General features: G+C 32.6%; 18 protein-coding genes. 7 read left to right on the top strand and 11 right to left on the bottom strand.

Annotated features, from left to right (window positions below; translation table 11 throughout):
• Nucleotides 1–257 (top strand): hypothetical protein (locus B0A81_RS21755; RefSeq protein WP_208861319.1); only part of this gene is annotated, 257 nt, incomplete at its 5' end.
• A gap of 508 nt (nucleotides 258–765) precedes the next feature.
• On the opposite strand, the gene B0A81_RS13375 is transcribed toward B0A81_RS21755, so the two are convergent.
• Together B0A81_RS13375 and B0A81_RS13370 are read right to left on the bottom strand one after the other, a co-directional pair.
• Nucleotides 766–2,001, bottom strand: coding sequence for an ABC transporter permease (locus B0A81_RS13375; RefSeq protein WP_089058496.1), 1,236 nt, complete (start codon nucleotides 1,999–2,001; stop codon nucleotides 766–768).
• 112 nt (nucleotides 2,002–2,113) lie between these two features.
• On the bottom strand, nucleotides 2,114–2,608 hold the full coding sequence (locus tag B0A81_RS13370; RefSeq protein WP_089058495.1) for a YkgJ family cysteine cluster protein: 495 nt from the start codon (nucleotides 2,606–2,608) through the stop codon (nucleotides 2,114–2,116).
• Between the two features lie 74 nt (nucleotides 2,609–2,682).
• Here B0A81_RS13370 and B0A81_RS13365 point away from each other — a divergent pair, with 74 nt between their 5' ends.
• Nucleotides 2,683–3,390 carry a class I SAM-dependent methyltransferase gene (locus B0A81_RS13365; protein WP_089058494.1) on the top strand — a complete coding sequence of 236 codons (708 nt, stop codon included), beginning with the start codon at nucleotides 2,683–2,685 and terminating at the stop codon, nucleotides 3,388–3,390.
• A gap of 18 nt (nucleotides 3,391–3,408) precedes the next feature.
• Entirely contained in the window at nucleotides 3,409–3,954 is a 546-nt protein-coding gene (locus B0A81_RS13360; protein WP_089058493.1) for a YfiT family bacillithiol transferase, read from the top strand.
• An 81-nt stretch (nucleotides 3,955–4,035) separates the two neighbouring features.
• Here the strand turns inward: B0A81_RS13360 and B0A81_RS13355 are convergent, their stop codons facing one another.
• The 8 genes from B0A81_RS13355 to B0A81_RS13320 all read right to left on the bottom strand — a co-directional run bounded on the left by B0A81_RS13355 (nucleotide 4,036) and on the right by B0A81_RS13320 (nucleotide 10,538).
• Nucleotides 4,036–4,668: a 7-carboxy-7-deazaguanine synthase QueE gene (locus B0A81_RS13355; protein WP_089058492.1), complete on the bottom strand. Its 633-nt coding sequence runs from the start codon at nucleotides 4,666–4,668 to the stop codon at nucleotides 4,036–4,038.
• A gap of 102 nt (nucleotides 4,669–4,770) precedes the next feature.
• On the bottom strand, nucleotides 4,771–6,438 hold the full coding sequence (locus B0A81_RS13350) for a tetratricopeptide repeat protein (RefSeq protein ID WP_089058491.1): 1,668 nt from the start codon (nucleotides 6,436–6,438) through the stop codon (nucleotides 4,771–4,773).
• A 16-nt stretch (nucleotides 6,439–6,454) separates the two neighbouring features.
• On the bottom strand, nucleotides 6,455–7,378 hold the full coding sequence (locus B0A81_RS13345) for a PstS family phosphate ABC transporter substrate-binding protein (RefSeq protein ID WP_089058490.1): 924 nt from the start codon (nucleotides 7,376–7,378) through the stop codon (nucleotides 6,455–6,457).
• Nucleotides 7,379–7,380: 2 nt separating this feature from the next.
• Complete coding sequence (locus tag B0A81_RS13340; protein WP_026983456.1) at nucleotides 7,381–7,611, bottom strand: hypothetical protein; 231 nt, start codon at nucleotides 7,609–7,611, stop codon at nucleotides 7,381–7,383.
• Nucleotides 7,611–8,414 carry an energy transducer TonB gene (locus B0A81_RS13335; RefSeq protein WP_089058489.1) on the bottom strand — a complete coding sequence of 268 codons (804 nt, stop codon included), beginning with the start codon at nucleotides 8,412–8,414 and terminating at the stop codon, nucleotides 7,611–7,613. Before B0A81_RS13335 ends, B0A81_RS13340 begins: the two co-directional genes overlap by 1 nt.
• A gap of 37 nt (nucleotides 8,415–8,451) precedes the next feature.
• A complete protein-coding gene (locus tag B0A81_RS13330) occupies nucleotides 8,452–9,009 on the bottom strand; it encodes an ExbD/TolR family protein (RefSeq protein ID WP_089058488.1) in 558 nt (185 codons plus the stop codon).
• 19 nt (nucleotides 9,010–9,028) lie between these two features.
• Nucleotides 9,029–9,655, bottom strand: a complete 627-nt coding sequence (locus tag B0A81_RS13325) for an ExbD/TolR family protein (protein ID WP_089058487.1) — start codon at nucleotides 9,653–9,655, stop codon at nucleotides 9,029–9,031.
• Nucleotides 9,656–9,713: 58 nt separating this feature from the next.
• Nucleotides 9,714–10,538, bottom strand: a complete 825-nt coding sequence (locus tag B0A81_RS13320) for a MotA/TolQ/ExbB proton channel family protein (RefSeq protein ID WP_089054247.1) — start codon at nucleotides 10,536–10,538, stop codon at nucleotides 9,714–9,716.
• Between the two features lie 379 nt (nucleotides 10,539–10,917).
• On the opposite strand from B0A81_RS13320, the gene B0A81_RS13315 reads away from it, so the two are divergent.
• Nucleotides 10,918–12,435: a helicase HerA-like domain-containing protein gene (locus B0A81_RS13315; protein WP_089058486.1), complete on the top strand. Its 1,518-nt coding sequence runs from the start codon at nucleotides 10,918–10,920 to the stop codon at nucleotides 12,433–12,435.
• Between the two features lie 156 nt (nucleotides 12,436–12,591).
• On the opposite strand, the gene B0A81_RS13310 is transcribed toward B0A81_RS13315, so the two are convergent.
• A complete protein-coding gene (locus B0A81_RS13310; RefSeq protein WP_089058485.1) occupies nucleotides 12,592–13,935 on the bottom strand; it encodes an FAD-dependent oxidoreductase in 1,344 nt (447 codons plus the stop codon).
• A gap of 317 nt (nucleotides 13,936–14,252) precedes the next feature.
• Between B0A81_RS13310 and B0A81_RS13305 the strand changes: the two genes are divergently transcribed.
• The 3 genes from B0A81_RS13305 to B0A81_RS13295 all read left to right on the top strand — a co-directional run bounded on the left by B0A81_RS13305 (nucleotide 14,253) and on the right by B0A81_RS13295 (nucleotide 18,669).
• Nucleotides 14,253–15,047: a helix-turn-helix domain-containing protein gene (locus tag B0A81_RS13305; RefSeq protein WP_089058484.1), complete on the top strand. Its 795-nt coding sequence runs from the start codon at nucleotides 14,253–14,255 to the stop codon at nucleotides 15,045–15,047.
• 78 nt (nucleotides 15,048–15,125) lie between these two features.
• A complete protein-coding gene (locus B0A81_RS13300; RefSeq protein WP_089058483.1) occupies nucleotides 15,126–16,634 on the top strand; it encodes a serine hydrolase in 1,509 nt (502 codons plus the stop codon).
• A 583-nt stretch (nucleotides 16,635–17,217) separates the two neighbouring features.
• On the top strand, nucleotides 17,218–18,669 hold the full coding sequence (locus tag B0A81_RS13295; RefSeq protein WP_089058482.1) for a serine hydrolase: 1,452 nt from the start codon (nucleotides 17,218–17,220) through the stop codon (nucleotides 18,667–18,669).
• The last annotated feature ends 24 nt before the right edge of the window (nucleotides 18,670–18,693 follow it).

Here is an 18,693-nt window from a genome sequence, read left to right as displayed (position 1 = left end):
TTCTCATTTTCCTTACCAGTGTTTCAAATAACTTTCCGCATTTTGCGGGGTGCAAATGTAATATCCGTTTTCCATTCTCACAAGCTTTTCGCAATATTTTTTTGAAAATTTCTTCTCTGCTTATTTGCCTTGCTTGTCAGTATTTCGGTGAACGTTTATCGCTGTTGCGGGTGCAAAAGTACACAACAATTCCACTTAAACAAGCCTTTTTTGAAAGTTTTTTTATTCTTTTTTTACTTTATTTCTTAACTAACTGATAACGGATTCTTTACAAAACAACTTTTCGCAATCTATTGTAAGGGTTTTCTCCATTACAGTGTCGTTTCTTTATTTTTTACACTTTTAAGCCCCCTGCTTTTGCAGAGTTTTCAGCGTTTTTCTTATTCTGTGGTGAAGAATCTAAGATTTACAATCTCTTTTTAAAGCTTATTTGATCTTTAAAAGAACTTAATTCTTCTTTTCCTCCTTTAATAGCTCATTCTACAGCCCCGATAGAAGTGGAAATCCTTTTATTTGGGGGTTCAAAATAAAAGATTGAAACGAATAGCGGGAAAAAGCTGCCAAAAAATACAAAACCTAAATATCTTTTGACTGCTCTCCCTTTTTTACTCTTATATAGTATAGCAGCATTTACAATTTATAAAACACAACACTACAACCTTACTTATATATAATAGCAATCTTATACATATATATGCATAAAAAACAAACCCGACAGGTTCTGAGAACCTGTCGGGTTTGTTTTCTTTTTAAGTCGCTTAGAAATTAATCATAACGAATAGCTTTTACAGGCGAAATCTTTGTTATCAGATATGAAGGCACTATTAAGACCAGGAAACAAACTGAGATCGTCAACAAATTCAACAATGCGATATATCCCCAATTTAAATACACTGGTGCTTGATTCACATAATAGTTTTCAGGATTAAGCTGTACGACACCAAACTGCTGTTGTATTAACAACAACGCAATTCCAATTAGATTACCCCAAAACAATCCTCTCACTATTAAGTAAAATGCATTATACAGAAAAACTCTTCGAACAACCCAATTATTAGCACCCAACGCTTTTAAAATTCCAATCATTTGCGTACGCTCTAAAATAAGAACCAACAATGCCACAACCATATTTATAGTCGCCACCAAAATCATTATACCAAGAATAACAATTATATTAAAATCGAACAATTGAAGCCAATCAAAAATGTAACTGTATTTATCGGTTATTGTTTTTGCGTCTAAGTTTGGCGGTATTTGTTCATAGACTTGATTTCCGACTTCCTTAATTTCACTAAAGTTTTTTACAAATACTTCAAATGCTCCAATTTGATCAGGTGTCCATTTATTGATTCGCTGAATATGCCTAATATCTCCTAATATATATGTAGCATCAAAATCCTGAAATCCTGAAGTAAATATACCTACAATTTTAAATCGACGACTGTTTGGCAGTTTCCCTTCTTCTTCTTTTATAAAAAAGGTATTAAAACTATCTCCTAATTTTAAATTAAGCCGATTAGCCAAAAACTTTGATATAATAACATCTTCATTCAATGTTTTTGAAAAATCCGGCAAATGTCCTTCAATCAAATATTCCTTTAGGTTTTCCCATTTATAATCTGCTCCAACACCTTTAAAGATAATTCCTTCAAAAGCATTTTCTGTTCTAATAATTCCAGCTTTACTAGCTATAGCTTGAATATGACTTACCTCTGGAATGGATTTAAAACTTGGATAAAAACTCTGAGTCTTTAAAATTGGAGTTAAAGTTGCTTCAGAATTATTATTATCTAAATTAGAAATAATTATCTGTCCATTAAACATTGAAACCTTTTCACGTATCTTTTGCTGTAAACCAATTCCAGTCGCTACAGAAATAATCATCATAATCATTCCAATTGCAATGGCAGAAATAGCAATCTTAATAATAGGAGCTGATATACTGCTTTTATAATCTTTGGCAGTTATAAGTCGTTTGGCTATAAAATATTCTAAATTCAATTTATCAGTTCGTATTTAAACGTTTATTTTTTCTCTTATTCTAATTATTCAAAAATACGTCTAAAAAAACGAAAATGAATAATTCAAAAACACTAAAACAGTGTTCTACTCTTTACAGTGGAAGTTTTTTCTTCATTTCCTCTACAATATTGTAGGCCGCTGGACAAATCGCAACATTTTTCAATGTCAGATCTGAGATTTGATGAAATTTTTTACGATCTGTATGGGGAAATTCTCTACATGCTTTTGGCCTAACATCATATATCATACAATAATTCTCATTATCCAAAAAAGCACAAGGAACGCTTTTCAACACATAATCTTTATCTTCATCAATTCGAAGATACTGATCAATAAACTGCTGCGGTTTTTGCCTAAATGATTTCGAGATTCTTTCAATATCAGCCAAAGTAAATAATGGACCCGTTGTTTTACAACAATTAGCGCATTGCAAACAGTCCGTTTTTTTAAACTCAGCATCATGCAAATCCTGCATTACATAATCTAAATTCTTTGGTTGCTTCTTTTTAAGCTTATCGAAATACTTTTTGTTTTCGATATGCTTATCTTTGGCTAACTTATTTAAGTTATTTAAAATTTGTTTCAAGTTTAAAATTTAAAGTTGATCGGCAAAATTAAACAACTTTAAACTTGAAACCTCAAACTTTGAACTAAAATACAATGAAAGATCTTTTTGGGAAAGCGATCTACGATTTCCAAACCAATAATTCTCCGGAAGATATTATAACTGAAACTTCAATTTCTGAAGAAGACGAAATGAGCATTGAATATTTATTCCGTTCTTATAACGAAATGCCAAAACTAGAACAAAAAGCATTACAATTAGCTTATGGAAAAACGCTAGATGTAGGCTGCGGCGCTGGGAGTCATAGTTTATCATTGCAAAATGACCGTAATTTAGATGTTACTTCTATCGATATATCAGAAAAAGCAATTGAAACTTGTAAATTACGCGGGTTAAAAAATGCTCATGTTCAAAATATTTTAGATTTTGAAGGAGAAAAATTTGATACGATTATCTTATTAATGAATGGAACAGGTATTTTTGGAAAATTAGAAAATTGCAATAATTACCTAAACAAGTTAAAATCTCTCTTAAATCCGTCTGGACAGATTTTACTTGACAGCTCAGACATTATATATATGTTTGACGAAGATGAGGACGGAGGAAAATGGATTCCTTCAAATAATGATTATTATGGAGAACTGACTTTTAACATATCGTACAAAGGAGAAAAAGAAGACACTTTTGATTGGCTGTATTTAGATTACAACACGCTTCAGAATGCTGCCAATGCAAATGGACTAAAATGCGAATTAGTTTTGGAAGGAGATCACTATGATTATTTAGCCAAACTTACTCTATAACTTAAAAGATTTTGACCAATGGAAAATTTAGATCTAGAAAAATTAAAATATCCTATAGGTAAATTTACAATTCCCGACACTTATACATCTGAATATATTTCTCATAAAATTGAGGAAATTGCAACTTTTCCTGAAAGATTAAAACAAGAAACGATTCACTTAAATGACGAACAGCTAAATACGCCATATCGACCTGAAGGATGGACTGTTCGTCAAGTAATTCATCATTGTGCAGAAAGCCATATGAATTGCTATATTAGAATCAAATGGGCTTTAACCGAAAATAACCCTGTTATAAAAGCTTATGATGAAACGCTGTGGTCTGATCTGCCCGACAGCAAAATGATGCCGATCGAATCATCATTAAATTTATTACAGGCACTGCACTACAGATTAACATACATCATGAAAAGTTTATCAGAACTTGATCTTGAAAAATCCTTCATTCATCCTGAAAACAATTCTGAATATAGGATCAAGCAAATTATTGGAATGTATGCCTGGCACGGGAACCATCATTTAAACCATATCATAGCATTGAAAAAATACAAAGACTGGAATTAAGTTTTCGTTTATTTTTTCAATAGACGAACATTAATCATTCTAAAGCAAAAAAAACTCTTCGTATGAAGAGTTTTTTTTTGTTTATGGTATATTTAGATATTTATGCGTCTGTAATGAAACTCTCCATTTCGGATTATTCATAACATAATCTACAATAAGTGGTGTCATTTCTTCCTTCTTACTCCACTCTGGCTGCAAAAATAGGATTGCATTATCATTTACCAGCTCCGCTTGTTCTTCGGCGAAGATAAAATCATGCTTATTATAAATAATCACCTTTAGCTCATGTGCATTATCATAAACATCTTGAGTTGGCAGTTTATTCTTTTTTGGCGAAAGACAAATCCAATCCCAAGTTCCCGATAATGGATATGCTCCTGAAGTTTCAATATGAACTCTAAGATTTTTTTCTTTCAGTTTACTCGTCAACAATGTCATATCCCAAGTTAAAGGCTCTCCACCCGTTACAACAACAGTGTTTGCGTATGTAGCAGCATTATTAACAATTACATCGATACTTGTTGGCGGATGCAATTCTGCATTCCAACTTTCTTTCACATCACACCAATGACACCCAACATCACAACCTCCAATTCTAATGAAGTAAGCAGCAGTACCTGTATGAAATCCTTCGCCTTGAATGGTATAAAATTCTTCCATCAAAGGCAGCATTGCTCCTTTATTTACTTCTAATTGTATTTCTTTTGATAACATTATTATAATTTAAAGTGCAAAGATAGTCAATTAAATACGGAACAAAAAAACCCGATAGTTCACTTTGAACTATCGGGTTTTATAAATTAGTTTAAAACTATATTATTTTAAAGCTTTCACTGATTGTGAAGCATAAGCATTTGCAGGATCTAAAACTAAAGTTTTATTAAAATACTCAACTGCTTTTACTTTATCAGTATTAGCATAAACTGCACCAATACTATTGTAAGCCTCAATCATTTTTTTCACTGTAGCAGGTTTTGCTAATTCTTCAGCTCCTTTTGCAGTTGTTCTTGTGATATATTCTTCGTAGTTTTTGATAACTAAATCATCTTTCTCTAACAAGTTGTTGATTCTTCCTTTGTATAGGTAAGCTTCATCATAAGTTGGAGAAGCAACTAAAATTCTATCAAAAGCTTCTTCAGCTTTAGCTAATTGAGCAACATCAGCAGCACCATTAGTTTTATTTGCGTTTGCATAGTAAACTGAAATACCGTAGTACACATTATCATCTAAATAATTTTTAGATTCTTTATTAGTAGCACCGAATTCAAAAACAGCAGCTGCTTGTGCAAATTGTTTTTTACCAAACAATCCTTTTCCTAATTCATTAAGTTCTTCAACTACTAATGGCTCTAATTCAACTGCTTTTTTAATATCAGCAATACCAGCATCAAATGAAGCCTGATCTACTGCACCTTCAGCGTTTGTTCCTTTTTTAATTTTAGACAAACCTAAGTACATATAATCACTTCCAATTACTTTATTAGTAGGAACTTTAACGTAATCTTCTAGAGATTTAATCGCTACATCAACGTTTCCGTTTTCATAAGCAGCATAACCTAAATATCTAAAAATTCTAGGGTTTACTTTATCTTCAGCAATCATTTTATTTGCAACAGTTTCTAAGCTTTTATAATCTTTTACCAAGATTAAGAAATCTGCATGACGCATTTTAGAATCTAAAGAATAATCTGTTAAGCTTAAGTATTTCTCATAGTTTGTGATTGCATGCTGTAAGTTAACTTTTGCTGTTGAAGGTTTATTTCTTCCCCATTTGTAGTAAGTCTCTGCTAACTCTCTATAAACTGGACCATAGTTTGGATTCAAAGCAATAACTTCATTAAAAGATTTAATTGCTTCATCATATGATTTTGCACCTTTTAACAAAACTCCTAATTGCATTTTAGCTCTCAAAAGTGTAGGATCGGCAGTAAAAGCATCACGGTAAGCTTTGTAAGCCTCGTTTTGATTATTAGCTCCGTAATAAGCATCACCAATAGCCAAAAGTGCATTTGCATTTTGAGGCTCAATTAACAACGCTTTTTTCAAACTAGCTACAGCATTTGTATAATCAGGATTAACTGAATTAGTATATGCTTTACCTATGTAGATAAATTCATCTACATCTTTACGTTTCATATCTTTAGTAGCCAAAGCAAAATTAGCTTGAGCTCCAGCAACATTCTTATTATCTAGTTCTAATTGTCCTAAACCAATATAGTTTAAGTTTTTCTTATCTGATGCTTCGATTCCTTTTGAATAATAAATTTTAGCAGAATCAGCAATTCCTTGATTTAAGTATACGTTTCCTAAAACGAAATCCGCTTCACCATCAGACGGCTTATCCTTGATAATTGATTTAAGCAATGATTTTGCTTTTTGAAATTGCTCAGCATCAACTGCCTTCTTAGCTTCTTTAACATCTTGCGCCTTTACAACTGAAGCTGACGCAACAAATGCAAGACTGAAAATTTTAAATTTATTCATCTTTAGTGTAATTAATTTATTCGTTATCTTTTAAAAGTTCTTTTCTAATTTGAAGTTTTCTACCAGGTGTTTTTATTGGCAATAAACCTGATTTTAAAACTATTCGTTGTCCAATATCTCCGGCAATAAATGAACCAAAGCCCATTCCTAAACCATTATACCCTTGACAATTTATAATAAACAATTCACGTGCCAAAGGATACTTTACCTCCGCAAGATCATTTTGTGTTGGACTATAATACTTATCATCTTTTAGTCCTTTAACACTTAAAACATTAATTTTTTTCACAATTTCAACCAAATTTGGAGATGGCTGTGACAACCAATTAACTCCTACCACACCAATCATTCCGCTATTTTCAGAAACAAACTTAATTACTTCTTCATTTGTTTTGAATGAAAAAACGTTTTGCGATGGGACATTTTTTACTTTAGCTAATTCTTTCATAAATCGAACTGTACTAGAATTTGGATTATCAAATACAAGACCTTTAATTCCTGTATTAGAATTACCCTGCATAAAATCGATTACCGTTTTCAACGCAATTAATGTATCATTATTGCTTTTGCTCGAAATTAAAGCAATTGCATCTACCGCAAACGGAGTTACACGAGGTTTTATTTTACTTTTTTCAAATCTTGTAAGTTCCTCTTGAGACAAGTTTCTAGCTGTTACTGCGACTTTAGTCTTCTGATTTAACAAATCATTTATTATCTCTGCTTCAGATTCTGGCTTAACATTAATTTTAGCACCATAATAAGTTCCTTCAAAAACAGCCACCTGATCATCAACGATTGGTTTTATAGTTTCGTCTACTGCAATATCCAACGACCCTTTCAAAATTGTTTCTTTATCAGATTCATTCTTGCTTTTTTGGTTACACATGGCAAACAAAAAAACAAAAACAACCAGACCTAAAAACTTACTATATTTCAGCATAATTATTCTGCATTTGAATTAATTAATCTTAAAAAACGTATTGCTGAATAAACAATAAGCAATCCGCCAAAAGCATATCTGTATTTTGGCTCCATGTCTAGCGGAAGTTTTTTCCAAAACATAATCATTAAACCAAGCACAAGATATATTAAAAAAAACAGTATTCCTAAAACAAGAAGAAATCGCTCTTTGAGCGATTTCTTCTGAATATTATTAAGCATATCTTTTAACATTATTCTGCAGATTGAATAGTAATAGGCAGAGAGTAAAGAACCCTAACTTTTTTACCATTTTGCTCGCCAGGAGTCCATTTTGGACATTTTTTAAGAACACGAATTGCTTCTGCTCCTGTACCGTAACCGATATCCCTTAAAACTTTAATGTCGGTCAATGAACCGTCTTTTTCAACTACAAAAGTAACGTAAACTTTACCTTTTAAACCTTCTTCTTCTGGAGTTTTATAATTGTTTCCTACGAATTTATAGAACTTCTCCATCCCTCCAGGGAAATCAGGTTTTACTTCAATACCAGCTGTATTATATACACTGTTATCTTCTTCTACTACCTGAGAAACAGGCCCTTTACCTACTGGCTCATCAACAGTTAAAACTGCATCCGGATCTCCTTTAATAGTTTCAGAACCTACTTTTTTATCTTTAAGCTCTTCAATTTTAGGAGGATCTTCGGTAACTTCATTTGCCTTAGCAACAACCGGTTTCACAAACTTCACTTGATCCACTTTTGGTGGTGGTGGCGGTGGTGGTGGTTGATTTGGCTTAATTTCCTCTTTTGGCTTAGGAGGTAATTTTACTGTCGCGATTTTAATATCGTTATTTACGTCCTCATCAGATGAATCCGGTAATAGGCTAACAATAAGAGGAGCTGCAACTGCTAAGCTAAAGATAACAGAACCTACAATAAGTGCTTTTATTGTAGTTTTTCCATTCGCTTTTCTTAACTCATATGCACCATATATCTTATTACGACCTTCGAATACGATATCAAGCCACTGATTTTTAATAATATCTAATTTCATTTTTCTTGATTATTAGGATGTTAAAACAAGACAACTCTTATTTTTTATCTATCAATTTGGTTTCCTCTGGTGAAAATTCAGGAACAATTGCATAAGTATCAACCCCAGTAATTGCCATCTCATCCAACATATCAACTAAATTACGATAAGTTGATTTTTTAGTTGGTTTAATAATAACGATAATTCCATTCTTAGGTTTACCTTTAGCAGCAGAATATTCTAAAACTGATTTTTTTCTTTTAAGAACTTCTCTACGTATCCCATCTTTACCATATGCAATATCTTTAGGTCCAGCTATAGGAGACTCTAACAATCCCATATAATAAGTCAATTTATTATTCTCTCCTAATATTACCGTCATCGTACGATTTTCGTCTACCTTGATATCTTTATTCTTAGTAGGATCATCGTCTTTATCTGGCAATGACAAATCCATCGATTGAGGTTTTGACAACGATGTGGTTAGCATAAAGAATGTGATCAATAAGAATGCCAAATCCACCATTGCCGTTAAATCGACTTTTGAATTTTGCTTTTTACTTCTTACTTTACCACCTTTTCCGCCACCACCGTCGCCGGTATTTAATTCAGCCATTTTAGTGTATCTTTTTTAATTAAAAGTCTTTTCCTCTCATACCAGTAACTAAGTTAAAGGAATTGATTTTTTGATCTTGTAAAATATCCATAATCTTTTTGATTTGAGGATACTCTTCTTTTGCATCTCCTTTAATTGCAATCTGCAATTCTTTATCATCAAGATCAATTGCAGCTCTTCTTGAAACAAGAAGCCACTCTTTTAATTGATTGTCTAAAGAATCGATTGGAATTCCAGGTTGATTTGCTTTTACTCTATCAGAAGCTTTCATGTCGATGATTTGCTTTAAACTTGCTAAAGGAACACCAAAGTCATCCATCAAAGCAAATTTCTCTTTATCATCTTCTGAAAAAGTCACGCCTAATTTTGCGCCCATACCTTCAAGAGTTCTTTTGCGAAGTTCTCTTCCTTTGATATCAAAGAACACTTTGCTCTTTCCGTCATCTCCTTTACCAATAGTAATAATTGCCAAATCAGCATCTGGTAATTTACTCTGTACAGTAGAAGAAGGCATATCAACAGGCAGTGCTTCAGGCACCTTAGCAGTAGCGGTCAAAATAAAGAACGTAAGCAAAAGGAACGCAACATCACACATGGCAGTCATATCTGTCGATGATGACTTTTTTTTCATTTTTATTTTAGCCATTCTCTTTTATTTTATTGTGAAATAATTAATTGTAATTATAGTAATAATTAAAAACTAATTATTGCTTCAAGCTTCCTCTGAATTTTCTGTAAGTGTTTACGATTGTAGTACCTGCCTCATCGATAGAGTAAGTTAAATCGTCAATTTTAGCTGTAAAGAAGTTGTAAGAAACAATTGCAAAGATAGAAGTCGAGATACCTGTTGCAGTGTTGATAAGTGCCTCAGAGATACCTGTTGCAAGAGCAGCTTGATCTGGAGTTCCAGCAGAAGCTAACGCACCAAACGCTTTAATCATACCAGATACAGTTCCTAATAATCCTCCTAAAGTTCCTAATGATACTAAAGTAGAGATGATAGTCATGTTTTTCTCTAACATTGGCATTTCTAATGAAGTTGCCTCTTCGATTTCTTTGTGGATTACTTCTGAAGCTTCTTCGCTGTTGAATCCTTCTTTTTTAACATCTTGATATTTAATCAAAGCAGATTTAATTGCATTTGCAACTGAACCTTGTTGTTTGTCACATGAAGCGATAGCAGCCTCGATGTTTCCTTCTTTAATACTTCCTTGAACGCTTTTCATAAATTTATCTAAGTTAGCTTTTCCAGCTGCTTTACCGATAACAATGAATCTTTCAATAGAAAAAACAACAACCATTAAAAGCATACCTAATAATACTGGTACAATGAAACCTCCTTTGTATACCATACCTAGAGTATTGATTGGGTGACCTGTCTCTGGGTTACCTCCCTCGAAGTTAGCTGGGCTACCCATGATTACTTTCCAAATAAACACCCCAACTAAAATACACGCTACAATAATGATTCCAGTAATCATTCCTCCTCCGTTTGAAGTGCTTTCTTTTTTAACTTTAACGTTTGCCATTTTTTTTAATTTTAATAGTTTTAAATAATTTTTATTTTTTAGTTATATTTAACTTGTAGAGGAGCAAATTTATATTTTTAGTTTAAATAAAAAAACTTTTTTTAATTTTATTGAAGCAAATTTAACGTCAAAACAAAAAATATCGCATTAATTTGCAGGCATTGTTTTTATGATAAAACAAAAAAAAGGGCGAATTATAAAAAAATTACAACGTTTTAGTAAATATTCAAACATTCCTTTAAAATCTTCTTAAAAAACTGCGAAATTATTTTTTATGTACTTTTCAATCAAAAACCGCTTTTTCTTACTAAAAAAACAGCGTTTAAACTGTTAAAACACAAACAAAACCTTTATAATCATCTAAATTACAAATAAAAACATGAATAAAAAAGATAATTTCATTCAAGAAATAAATAACGGTTATTCAGCAAAAGGCGACACAATCACACTTGGCGGCGCCATTTTAGACGGAGAAGCCATTGCAGAAGCTCACGTCAAAATTCCCTTAAAGACTTTAAATCGCCACGGACTTATAGCAGGTGCAACTGGAACAGGAAAAACTAAAACAATCCAGGTTTTCTCTGAACAGTTATCAAATGCAGGAATACCTGTTTTAATGATGGATATTAAAGGTGACTTCAGCGGTATTGCTAAAGAAGGAAAAGAAGAAGGTTTTATTACGGAACGTCACGCAAAAATAAATGTACCTTATAATGTAGCTGCATTTCCTGTTGAACTAATGTCATTGTCTAAGCAGGACGGAGTTCGTTTACGCGCTACGGTTTCTGAGTTTGGACCAGTTTTGTTTTCAAGAATTTTAGATTTAAATGATACTCAAGCTGGAGTTGTTGCGGTAATCTTTAAATATTGCGATGATAACCAAATGCCTTTATTAGATTTAAAGGACATAAAAAAAGTAATCAATTATATTACAGAAGAAGGCAAAGATGAAATCGCAGCAAACTATGGCAAGATCTCAACAGCAACAACTGGAACAATTCTTCGCAAGATAATTGAGCTGGAACAGCAAGGCGGCGATATCTTTTTTGGCGAATTGTCTTTTGAAACTGATGATTTAATGCGTATTGACGAAAACGGCAAAGGCTACGTAAACATTATACGTTTAACAGATATTCAGGATAAACCAAAATTGTTCTCTACTTTCATGTTGAGTCTCTTAGCCGAAATTTATCAAAAAATGCCCGAAAAAGGAGATTCTGACCAACCTGAATTAGTAATTTTTATTGATGAAGCACATTTAATTTTCAACGAAGCCAGCAAGGCACTTCTAGAACAAATTGAAACTATTGTAAAATTAATCCGTTCCAAAGGTGTTGGTGTTTATTTTGTGACGCAAAACCCAATGGATGTCCCAAGCGGAGTTCTGGCACAATTAGGATTAAAGATTCAGCATGCACTTAGGGCTTTTACTGCAAATGATCGCCAAGCCATAAAAAAAACTGCCGACAATTATCCAACTTCTGAATACTATAAAACAGATGAGTTACTGACAAGTTTAGGAATTGGAGAAGCTTTAGTTACCGCTTTGAACGAAAAAGGGATTCCAACGCCGCTTGTTGCAACTATGATGCGCGCACCAATGAGCCGAATGGATATACTATCTGCTGAGGAAATCGAAGAAATAAACAATAAATCTAAACTCGTTAAAAAATACAGTGAGGAAATTGACCGCGAAAGTGCTTACGAAATTCTAACTAAAAAAATTGAGGATGCAACGCAAGCTGCTGCCGAGCAAGAAGAGCAAACACCAACAAAATCTTCAAAAGCAGGACCAAGCACTACAGAAGTAGTTACAAAATCTGTTTTGAAAGTGGTAACAAGCGCTACCTTTATAAGAGGTGTTTTTGGAGTTTTGAGCAAAATCTTTAAAAAATAAAAACATTAAACCGTATAAGTGATATAAGTTCATTTAATTTATAGGTCGAATTCATTGCGTACATAAAAAATCAAACCCGACAGGTTTTAAAAACCTGTCGGGTTTACTATATGTAAAGTATTACATTAACTTATATCACTTATATGGTTAAAAAAATTATTCGTTTTGCAACAGCTCCAAAATTTTATTCTCAACCTCAGGAGTGTTCCAGATATTTTCGATATTATCAAGTTTTAAAACTTCTTCCATAATTCCGTTTTGAAAATCGCCTATTGCCAAAGCTTCGGCATAAGGACGATCACTAAAAGTAACTCGGCTGTAAAGCGGAATCCATTTTTCTGGATGTTTATCTGAAAAGACTTTTTCAATCTTCTTTTGCAATAAGAATTTTTCATCTGCCGTTTTTGTGCTCATTTCCATGAAATTTCGGTACGAAAGTTCTGCAATGGCATCAGCATTTGGTTTTCTTGAAATTTGATATTCTGAGAAAATCTTTTTCCAGTCGTCTCCAAACTTCTCAATCATCTCATTCAAAACCGTAATATCTTCAAAACCGGCATTCATTCCTTGTCCGTAAAACGGAACAATAGCATGACAGGCATCTCCAATCAAAGCGATTTTATCTTCGTATGTCCACGGAAAACATTTCATGGTTACTAAAGTACTGGTTGGATTTTTAAAGAAATCATTTGCCAGTTCCGGAATTACTTCGATCGAATCTGGAAAGTTTTTCTCAAAGAAATCTTCTACCATTTTGCGATCTGTTAATGATGCAAATGAATTTTCACCTTCAAAAGGCATAAATAAAGTACAGGTAAAACTTCCGTCAAGATTAGGAAGCGCAATTAGCATATACTCTCCTCTTGGCCAAATATGAAAAGAATTTTTATCTAATTTATGTGTTCCATCAGCATTTGCTGGAATATTCAATTCTTTATAACCCATATTTAAAAATTCCTGCGAATAATTAAACATGCTCTGACGCTGCATTCTGTGACGGATTCTCGAAAAAGCACCATCGGCACCAAAAACCATATCATATTTTCGTTCTTCCCACTCACCTCTTTCGCTTTCGCCAATATGTAAAGTCGCATCACTCAGCGTTACATCCCATATTTTTTGCTCAAAATAAAATTCAGCTCCAGCATTTTCGGCCAAATCAATCATTTCGCGATTTAGTTTCCCTCTTGAAATCGAATAAATCGATTCGCCTTCTTGACCATAATTCTGAAAATTGAGTTTATCAACCAAATGGATCGCACGTTTGTCCATCGGAATTGCAATTTCTCGAACTGCATCACCAACACCAACTGCATCCAGCGCTTTCCAACCACGGTTAGACATTGCCAGATTAATAGAACGACCAGAGAAATTTATTTTGCGAATATCAGGGCTTCGATCATAAACATGAACGGTGTGACCTGCTTTTTTAAGATAAATTGCCAACAGCGATCCGACAAGTCCAGAACCTACAACAGCAATTTTTAGTGAAGTTTGCATCAGGGAAAATCTAATATATAAGGCCGTAAAAATAAGTAATAATTGTACATCAGCTTTAAAATAAATGAATTATTTGCTCTTGAGCTGCTTATAAGAGTTTTGAAATCTTTCATTTTAAAAACTAGTCTATTCATTTAATTATATCGATTCTGAAAGAAACAGCAAAGACGATGTTTATTACAGTATAATTTTGGAGGAATGTAAAAACACTAAGCGTGATTATTTTGGGGAGTTTATTTAAATATATGGTAATAGAAAAAATCTTAATTTAGTCTGAGATTTTTAAAATGATAAATACCCTATAGACAAATCCTAAAATGCAATTATACTCAGAACATTACGTAAGTCAAAAAGCGGAAAGGTTTGTCAATAAAATTTGGTGTTTGGATAACAGCATCGGCGAAAGCCTGATTGAGAACAAACTTGTTTTACCAAACGGTTGTTTTAATCTTGCATTTGTAACTGGAAATGTAATTGAGGTTCATACTAGTAAAAACAAATACGAGATGAGCGCAGGAATTTACTTTTGCTCGCAAATGACCAATAAGGTTTTAGTACATATTCAGCCTAAAACAAAAGTTACGATTGTTCAGCTTCATACTTGGGCGCTTTCGATGTTTCCAAAATATGATTTAACTGATTCTGCCGATTCTATTGTCAAGATTAATGCAGAAGAATTGCCTTTTAAAGTTAAAACAAACTTTGATATTGACGGATTCTTAAACGTTTTAAACAATTATTTTGAAGAATTAAATGCTTTGCATCCTGACAAAAATGTCATTGAAAAAATATGCGAATTTGTAAAAAGCAAAGAAGAAGACATTTCGGTTTCGGCAATCAGTCAAGAGCTAAAATCTTCGCAGCGTTTATTACAAATTAAGTTTAAAATGGCAACTGGGCTTACTATCAAAAAATACATTCAGATTTTGAAGTTTAGAAAATCAGTAGATCAAATGATAAATACTGATCTAGAAAAACTGAGTTTGACAGAAGTTGCACTTTATAATAAGTATTTTGATCAGTCGCATTTTATAAAAAAGTTTAAAGATGTAACTAAAACAACTCCTAAAATGTTTAAGCCAGATTCTTATTTTTTATCACAAAAAAGATAAGTTTTCGCATTTGTACAATTTTGTGCGCTTTGGTTTGAATTAATTTTGCCAAATCATTAATCATCAATCAATCACAAAATGAAAATCAAACGCACTTTATTTCAATTAAAAATTCTGTTAATTGGAATTTTACTTTTTCAAATCCAAATTGGACTTGCGCAGGAAGACAAAACCTCAAACTTGTACAAAACTATTATATCAAAAGACAGTCTTCTTTTTAATGTAGGTTTTAATACTTGCGATGTAAAACAGTTTGAAAATCTTTATACTGAAGATTTTGAGTTTTATCACGACAAAGACAGCATTTCGGATAAGGCTCGTTTTTTAAAAACTTTTAAAAATGGCATCTGTTCTCCAACAAGAAAATACAATTATCGAAGAGAATTAATTGACGGAAGTACTGAAGTTTATCCGTTGTTTAAAAATGGTATTTTATATGGTGCTATACAAATGGGTACGCATCGTTTTTATGAATATACAGCAGGAAACCCAGAGAAAGCAGGTAGTTTTGCCAAATTCACACATCTATGGCTGTTAAAAAATAAAGATTGGAAACTAGCAAGATCGTTGAGTTATAATCATCAAATGACAAGTTCTACAGCGGGTAAAACTAATATTTTTGACAATGAACAGGAGACAGAAAAATGGCTCAAAGAAAATAATATTCCAGCTTTAGGAATTGGAATTATTACTGACGGAAAACTGAAACAGATTAAGGTTTTTGGAGAACTTAAAAAAGATGTTTCGGCGCCTTATAATACAATTTGGAATGTTGCTTCATTAACTAAACCTATAACTGCCATTGTGACTCTAAAATTAGTAAGTTCGGGTAAATGGGATTTAGATGAACCGCTTTATAAATATTGGACGGATCCTGATATTGCAAAAGATCCCAACGCAAAACTTTTAACGACAAGAATTATCTTAAGCCATCAAACGGGTTTTCCGAATTGGAGATTTATGAACGAATCTGGCAAGCTGGATTTTAAATTTAAACCCGGAACTAAATATCAATATTCTGGCGAAGGATTAGAATATTTACGAAAAGCACTTGAAAAAAAGTTTCACAAAACACTGGATCAATTAGCGGATGAATTAATTTTTCAACCTCTAAAAATGACGGATACCCAACTAGTTTGGAATGATAAAATAGATCTTTCGAGGTATGCTATTGGTTATGATAATAAAGGAAACGCCTATGAACCAACCAAAAACAAAACAGCAAACGCTGCCGATGATTTATTAACGACTATTGAAGATTATGGAACGTTTTTATGCAGCGTAATAAATAGTGATGGATTGAGTAAAAAGGTCTTCGACGACATGACTTCACATCAGGTTGAAACGAAAAAAAACAAATACTTCGGACTTGGTTTTGAAATCTACGATTTAGGCAATAATATTTATGCTTTATCACATGGCGGTGCGGATAAAGGTGTTCAGACTATTTTTATCTTACTTCCAAAGACAAAGCAGGGTTTAATCATTTTTACCAATGTTGACGATGGTTATAAAGTTTACGAGAAAATAGTGAATCATTATTTGGGTGAAATTGGTCAAAAAATAATCGACATTGAAACGAAGTAATGCTTTAACTACTAAATATCATGATAAAACTACTTATTCTAATATTATTGCTTATAAGCAAAATCATATAATTAAAATCCTTTGAATGTAATTGCCCTCGTCTGATCCTAAATGTTTATTTAACACATAGAAACATAGATTTTCAGCCTGGAAAAAGAATACAAAAGGAATACATTTCTTTCACATAAGCGTACTATGTTCATTTCAATTAAGTGAAATGTCTTTTATGAGAAGTCAAAATCTATGTTTCTATGTGATAAAATTAATTACACTCAAAAGGTTAATTTAAATAAGTTCAAATTAATTAATGGAAGATAAAACGAATTGTTAGTTACGAGCATAAACCTCTAATAGCATCTTTATGTTTATGCTCAAAATTCGTCTTGATTTGAAATAAAATGAAAAAATATTGATTGATGTTGAAACCAAAATCCAAATCAATCGTCTAACCTTTTAACGGCATCTCTATTTTTCATAAAAACGTTGTAATTTAGACTCAACTTACTTAAATAAAAGCCGTTACAAAGTTTCAATCATCAATCAAAAACGAATTATTCATTAATCTTAACCATTATCGTTAATCATGAAACAATCAATCAAATCAATTGCAGTCTGCACTATGCTGCTTCTTTTTACTGTAAGCCTTTTTGCTCAAAATAAAGCACAGCAAATTGAACAGCTTTTAGCAAAATATAATGAGTATGGACAATTTAACGGTTCGGCTTTGGTAGCTGAAAACGGGAAAGTAATCTTCAAAAAAGGTTTTGGTTCTGCTAATATGGAATGGAATATTCCAAATCAAACGGATACTAAATTTAGACTTGGTTCTATCAGTAAACAATTTACGGCACTTTTAATTGTAAAACTCGCCGAAGAAGGAAAAATAAAACTAGATGTTCCTATTACAACGTATTTACCAGATTACCCAAAAGCAAACGGCGACAAAATAACAATTCATCAGTTGCTTACGCATACCTCTGGAATTCCAAATTATACATCGCTTCCAAATTTCTTTAAAGATAAAAGCCGAAATCCCTATACTCCTGAAGAGTTTGTAAAAACGTTTTCTAGTCTTCCGCTTGATTTTACTCCTGGTGAAAAATTCAATTACAGTAATTCTGGTTATTTTTTATTGGGTTATATTATCGAGAAAATTTCGGGTAAAACTTACGAGCAGTATCTACAGGAAATTATTTTCACGCCTTTAAAAATGGTTAATTCTGGTTACGATCACAGCGATATTATTTTAAAAAACAGAGCTGCTGGTTACGAAAGGCAAGGAAAAGCAATTAGAAATGCGGCTTACCTTGATATGAGTCTTCCGTATGCAGCTGGATCTTTGTACTCAACTGTAGAAGATTTATTTTTATGGGATCAGGCGCTTTACACCAACAAACTGCTTACAGAAAAAAGCATGGAGTCTTTATTTAAACCTTATATTAAAGCTTGGAATGGTTTTTACGGATATGGATGGTCTACTTATGAAGTGCCAAACGGAGAGAACAGCAAATTAAACGTTGTTGAACATGGCGGTGGAATTAACGGATTTAACACCATTATTTCGCGTATTCCTGCTGATAAAAACTTGGTTGTTTTATTGAATAATACAGGAGGAACTGTTTTGGGAGAAATGAATACAGCAATTCGTGCTATTTTGTACAATCGGTCGTTTAATCAGCCTAAAAAATCGCTTGCACTTGATTTATTAGATATTTATAATGAAAAAGGCGCTGCAAATGGAACTGAAAATTATAAAAAACTAAAAAATGATCCTTCATATACTGTCAAGGAAGAAGATATGAATCGAGTTGGATATCAATTATTACAAACTGGAAAAAAGAAAGAAGCGATCGAAGTTTTTAAAATCAACACCGAAGTTTTCCCAAAATCAGGAAATGCTTATGATAGTTTAGGTGAGGCTTATTTAGCAGACGGCGATAAAAAAGCCGCAATTGCAAATTATAAAAAATCTGTAGAGCTTGACCCAACAAACGAAAATGGAAAGAAGGTATTAGCAGATCTTTCGAAAAAATAGAGTTTAAAAAAAACCTTCCCATAA

Source organism: Flavobacterium plurextorum, from assembly GCF_002217395.1.
In the GTDB taxonomy this organism is placed as follows: Bacteria; Bacteroidota; Bacteroidia; order Flavobacteriales; family Flavobacteriaceae; genus Flavobacterium; species Flavobacterium plurextorum.
This window is presented reverse-complemented; position numbering and strand designations above follow the sequence as displayed.

What these genes read in the sequence shown, in the direction of transcription:
- B0A81_RS13365 (WP_089058494.1), top strand. Translation starts at nt 2,683, where the DNA reads ATGAAAGATCTTTTTGGGAAAGCGATCTACGATTTCCAAACCAATAAT.
- B0A81_RS13360 (WP_089058493.1), top strand. Translation starts at nt 3,409, where the DNA reads ATGGAAAATTTAGATCTAGAAAAATTAAAATATCCTATAGGTAAATTT.
- B0A81_RS13355 (WP_089058492.1), bottom strand. Translation starts at nt 4,668, where the DNA reads ATGTTATCAAAAGAAATACAATTAGAAGTAAATAAAGGAGCAATGCTG.
- B0A81_RS13350 (WP_089058491.1), bottom strand. Translation starts at nt 6,438, where the DNA reads ATGAATAAATTTAAAATTTTCAGTCTTGCATTTGTTGCGTCAGCTTCA.
- B0A81_RS13345 (WP_089058490.1), bottom strand. Translation starts at nt 7,378, where the DNA reads ATGCTGAAATATAGTAAGTTTTTAGGTCTGGTTGTTTTTGTTTTTTTG.
- B0A81_RS13340 (WP_026983456.1), bottom strand. Translation starts at nt 7,611, where the DNA reads ATGTTAAAAGATATGCTTAATAATATTCAGAAGAAATCGCTCAAAGAG.
- B0A81_RS13335 (WP_089058489.1), bottom strand. Translation starts at nt 8,414, where the DNA reads ATGAAATTAGATATTATTAAAAATCAGTGGCTTGATATCGTATTCGAA.
- B0A81_RS13330 (WP_089058488.1), bottom strand. Translation starts at nt 9,009, where the DNA reads ATGGCTGAATTAAATACCGGCGACGGTGGTGGCGGAAAAGGTGGTAAA.
- B0A81_RS13325 (WP_089058487.1), bottom strand. Translation starts at nt 9,655, where the DNA reads ATGGCTAAAATAAAAATGAAAAAAAAGTCATCATCGACAGATATGACT.
- B0A81_RS13320 (WP_089054247.1), bottom strand. Translation starts at nt 10,538, where the DNA reads ATGGCAAACGTTAAAGTTAAAAAAGAAAGCACTTCAAACGGAGGAGGA.
- B0A81_RS13315 (WP_089058486.1), top strand. Translation starts at nt 10,918, where the DNA reads ATGAATAAAAAAGATAATTTCATTCAAGAAATAAATAACGGTTATTCA.
- B0A81_RS13310 (WP_089058485.1), bottom strand. Translation starts at nt 13,935, where the DNA reads ATGCAAACTTCACTAAAAATTGCTGTTGTAGGTTCTGGACTTGTCGGA.
- B0A81_RS13305 (WP_089058484.1), top strand. Translation starts at nt 14,253, where the DNA reads ATGCAATTATACTCAGAACATTACGTAAGTCAAAAAGCGGAAAGGTTT.
- B0A81_RS13300 (WP_089058483.1), top strand. Translation starts at nt 15,126, where the DNA reads ATGAAAATCAAACGCACTTTATTTCAATTAAAAATTCTGTTAATTGGA.
- B0A81_RS13295 (WP_089058482.1), top strand. Translation starts at nt 17,218, where the DNA reads ATGAAACAATCAATCAAATCAATTGCAGTCTGCACTATGCTGCTTCTT.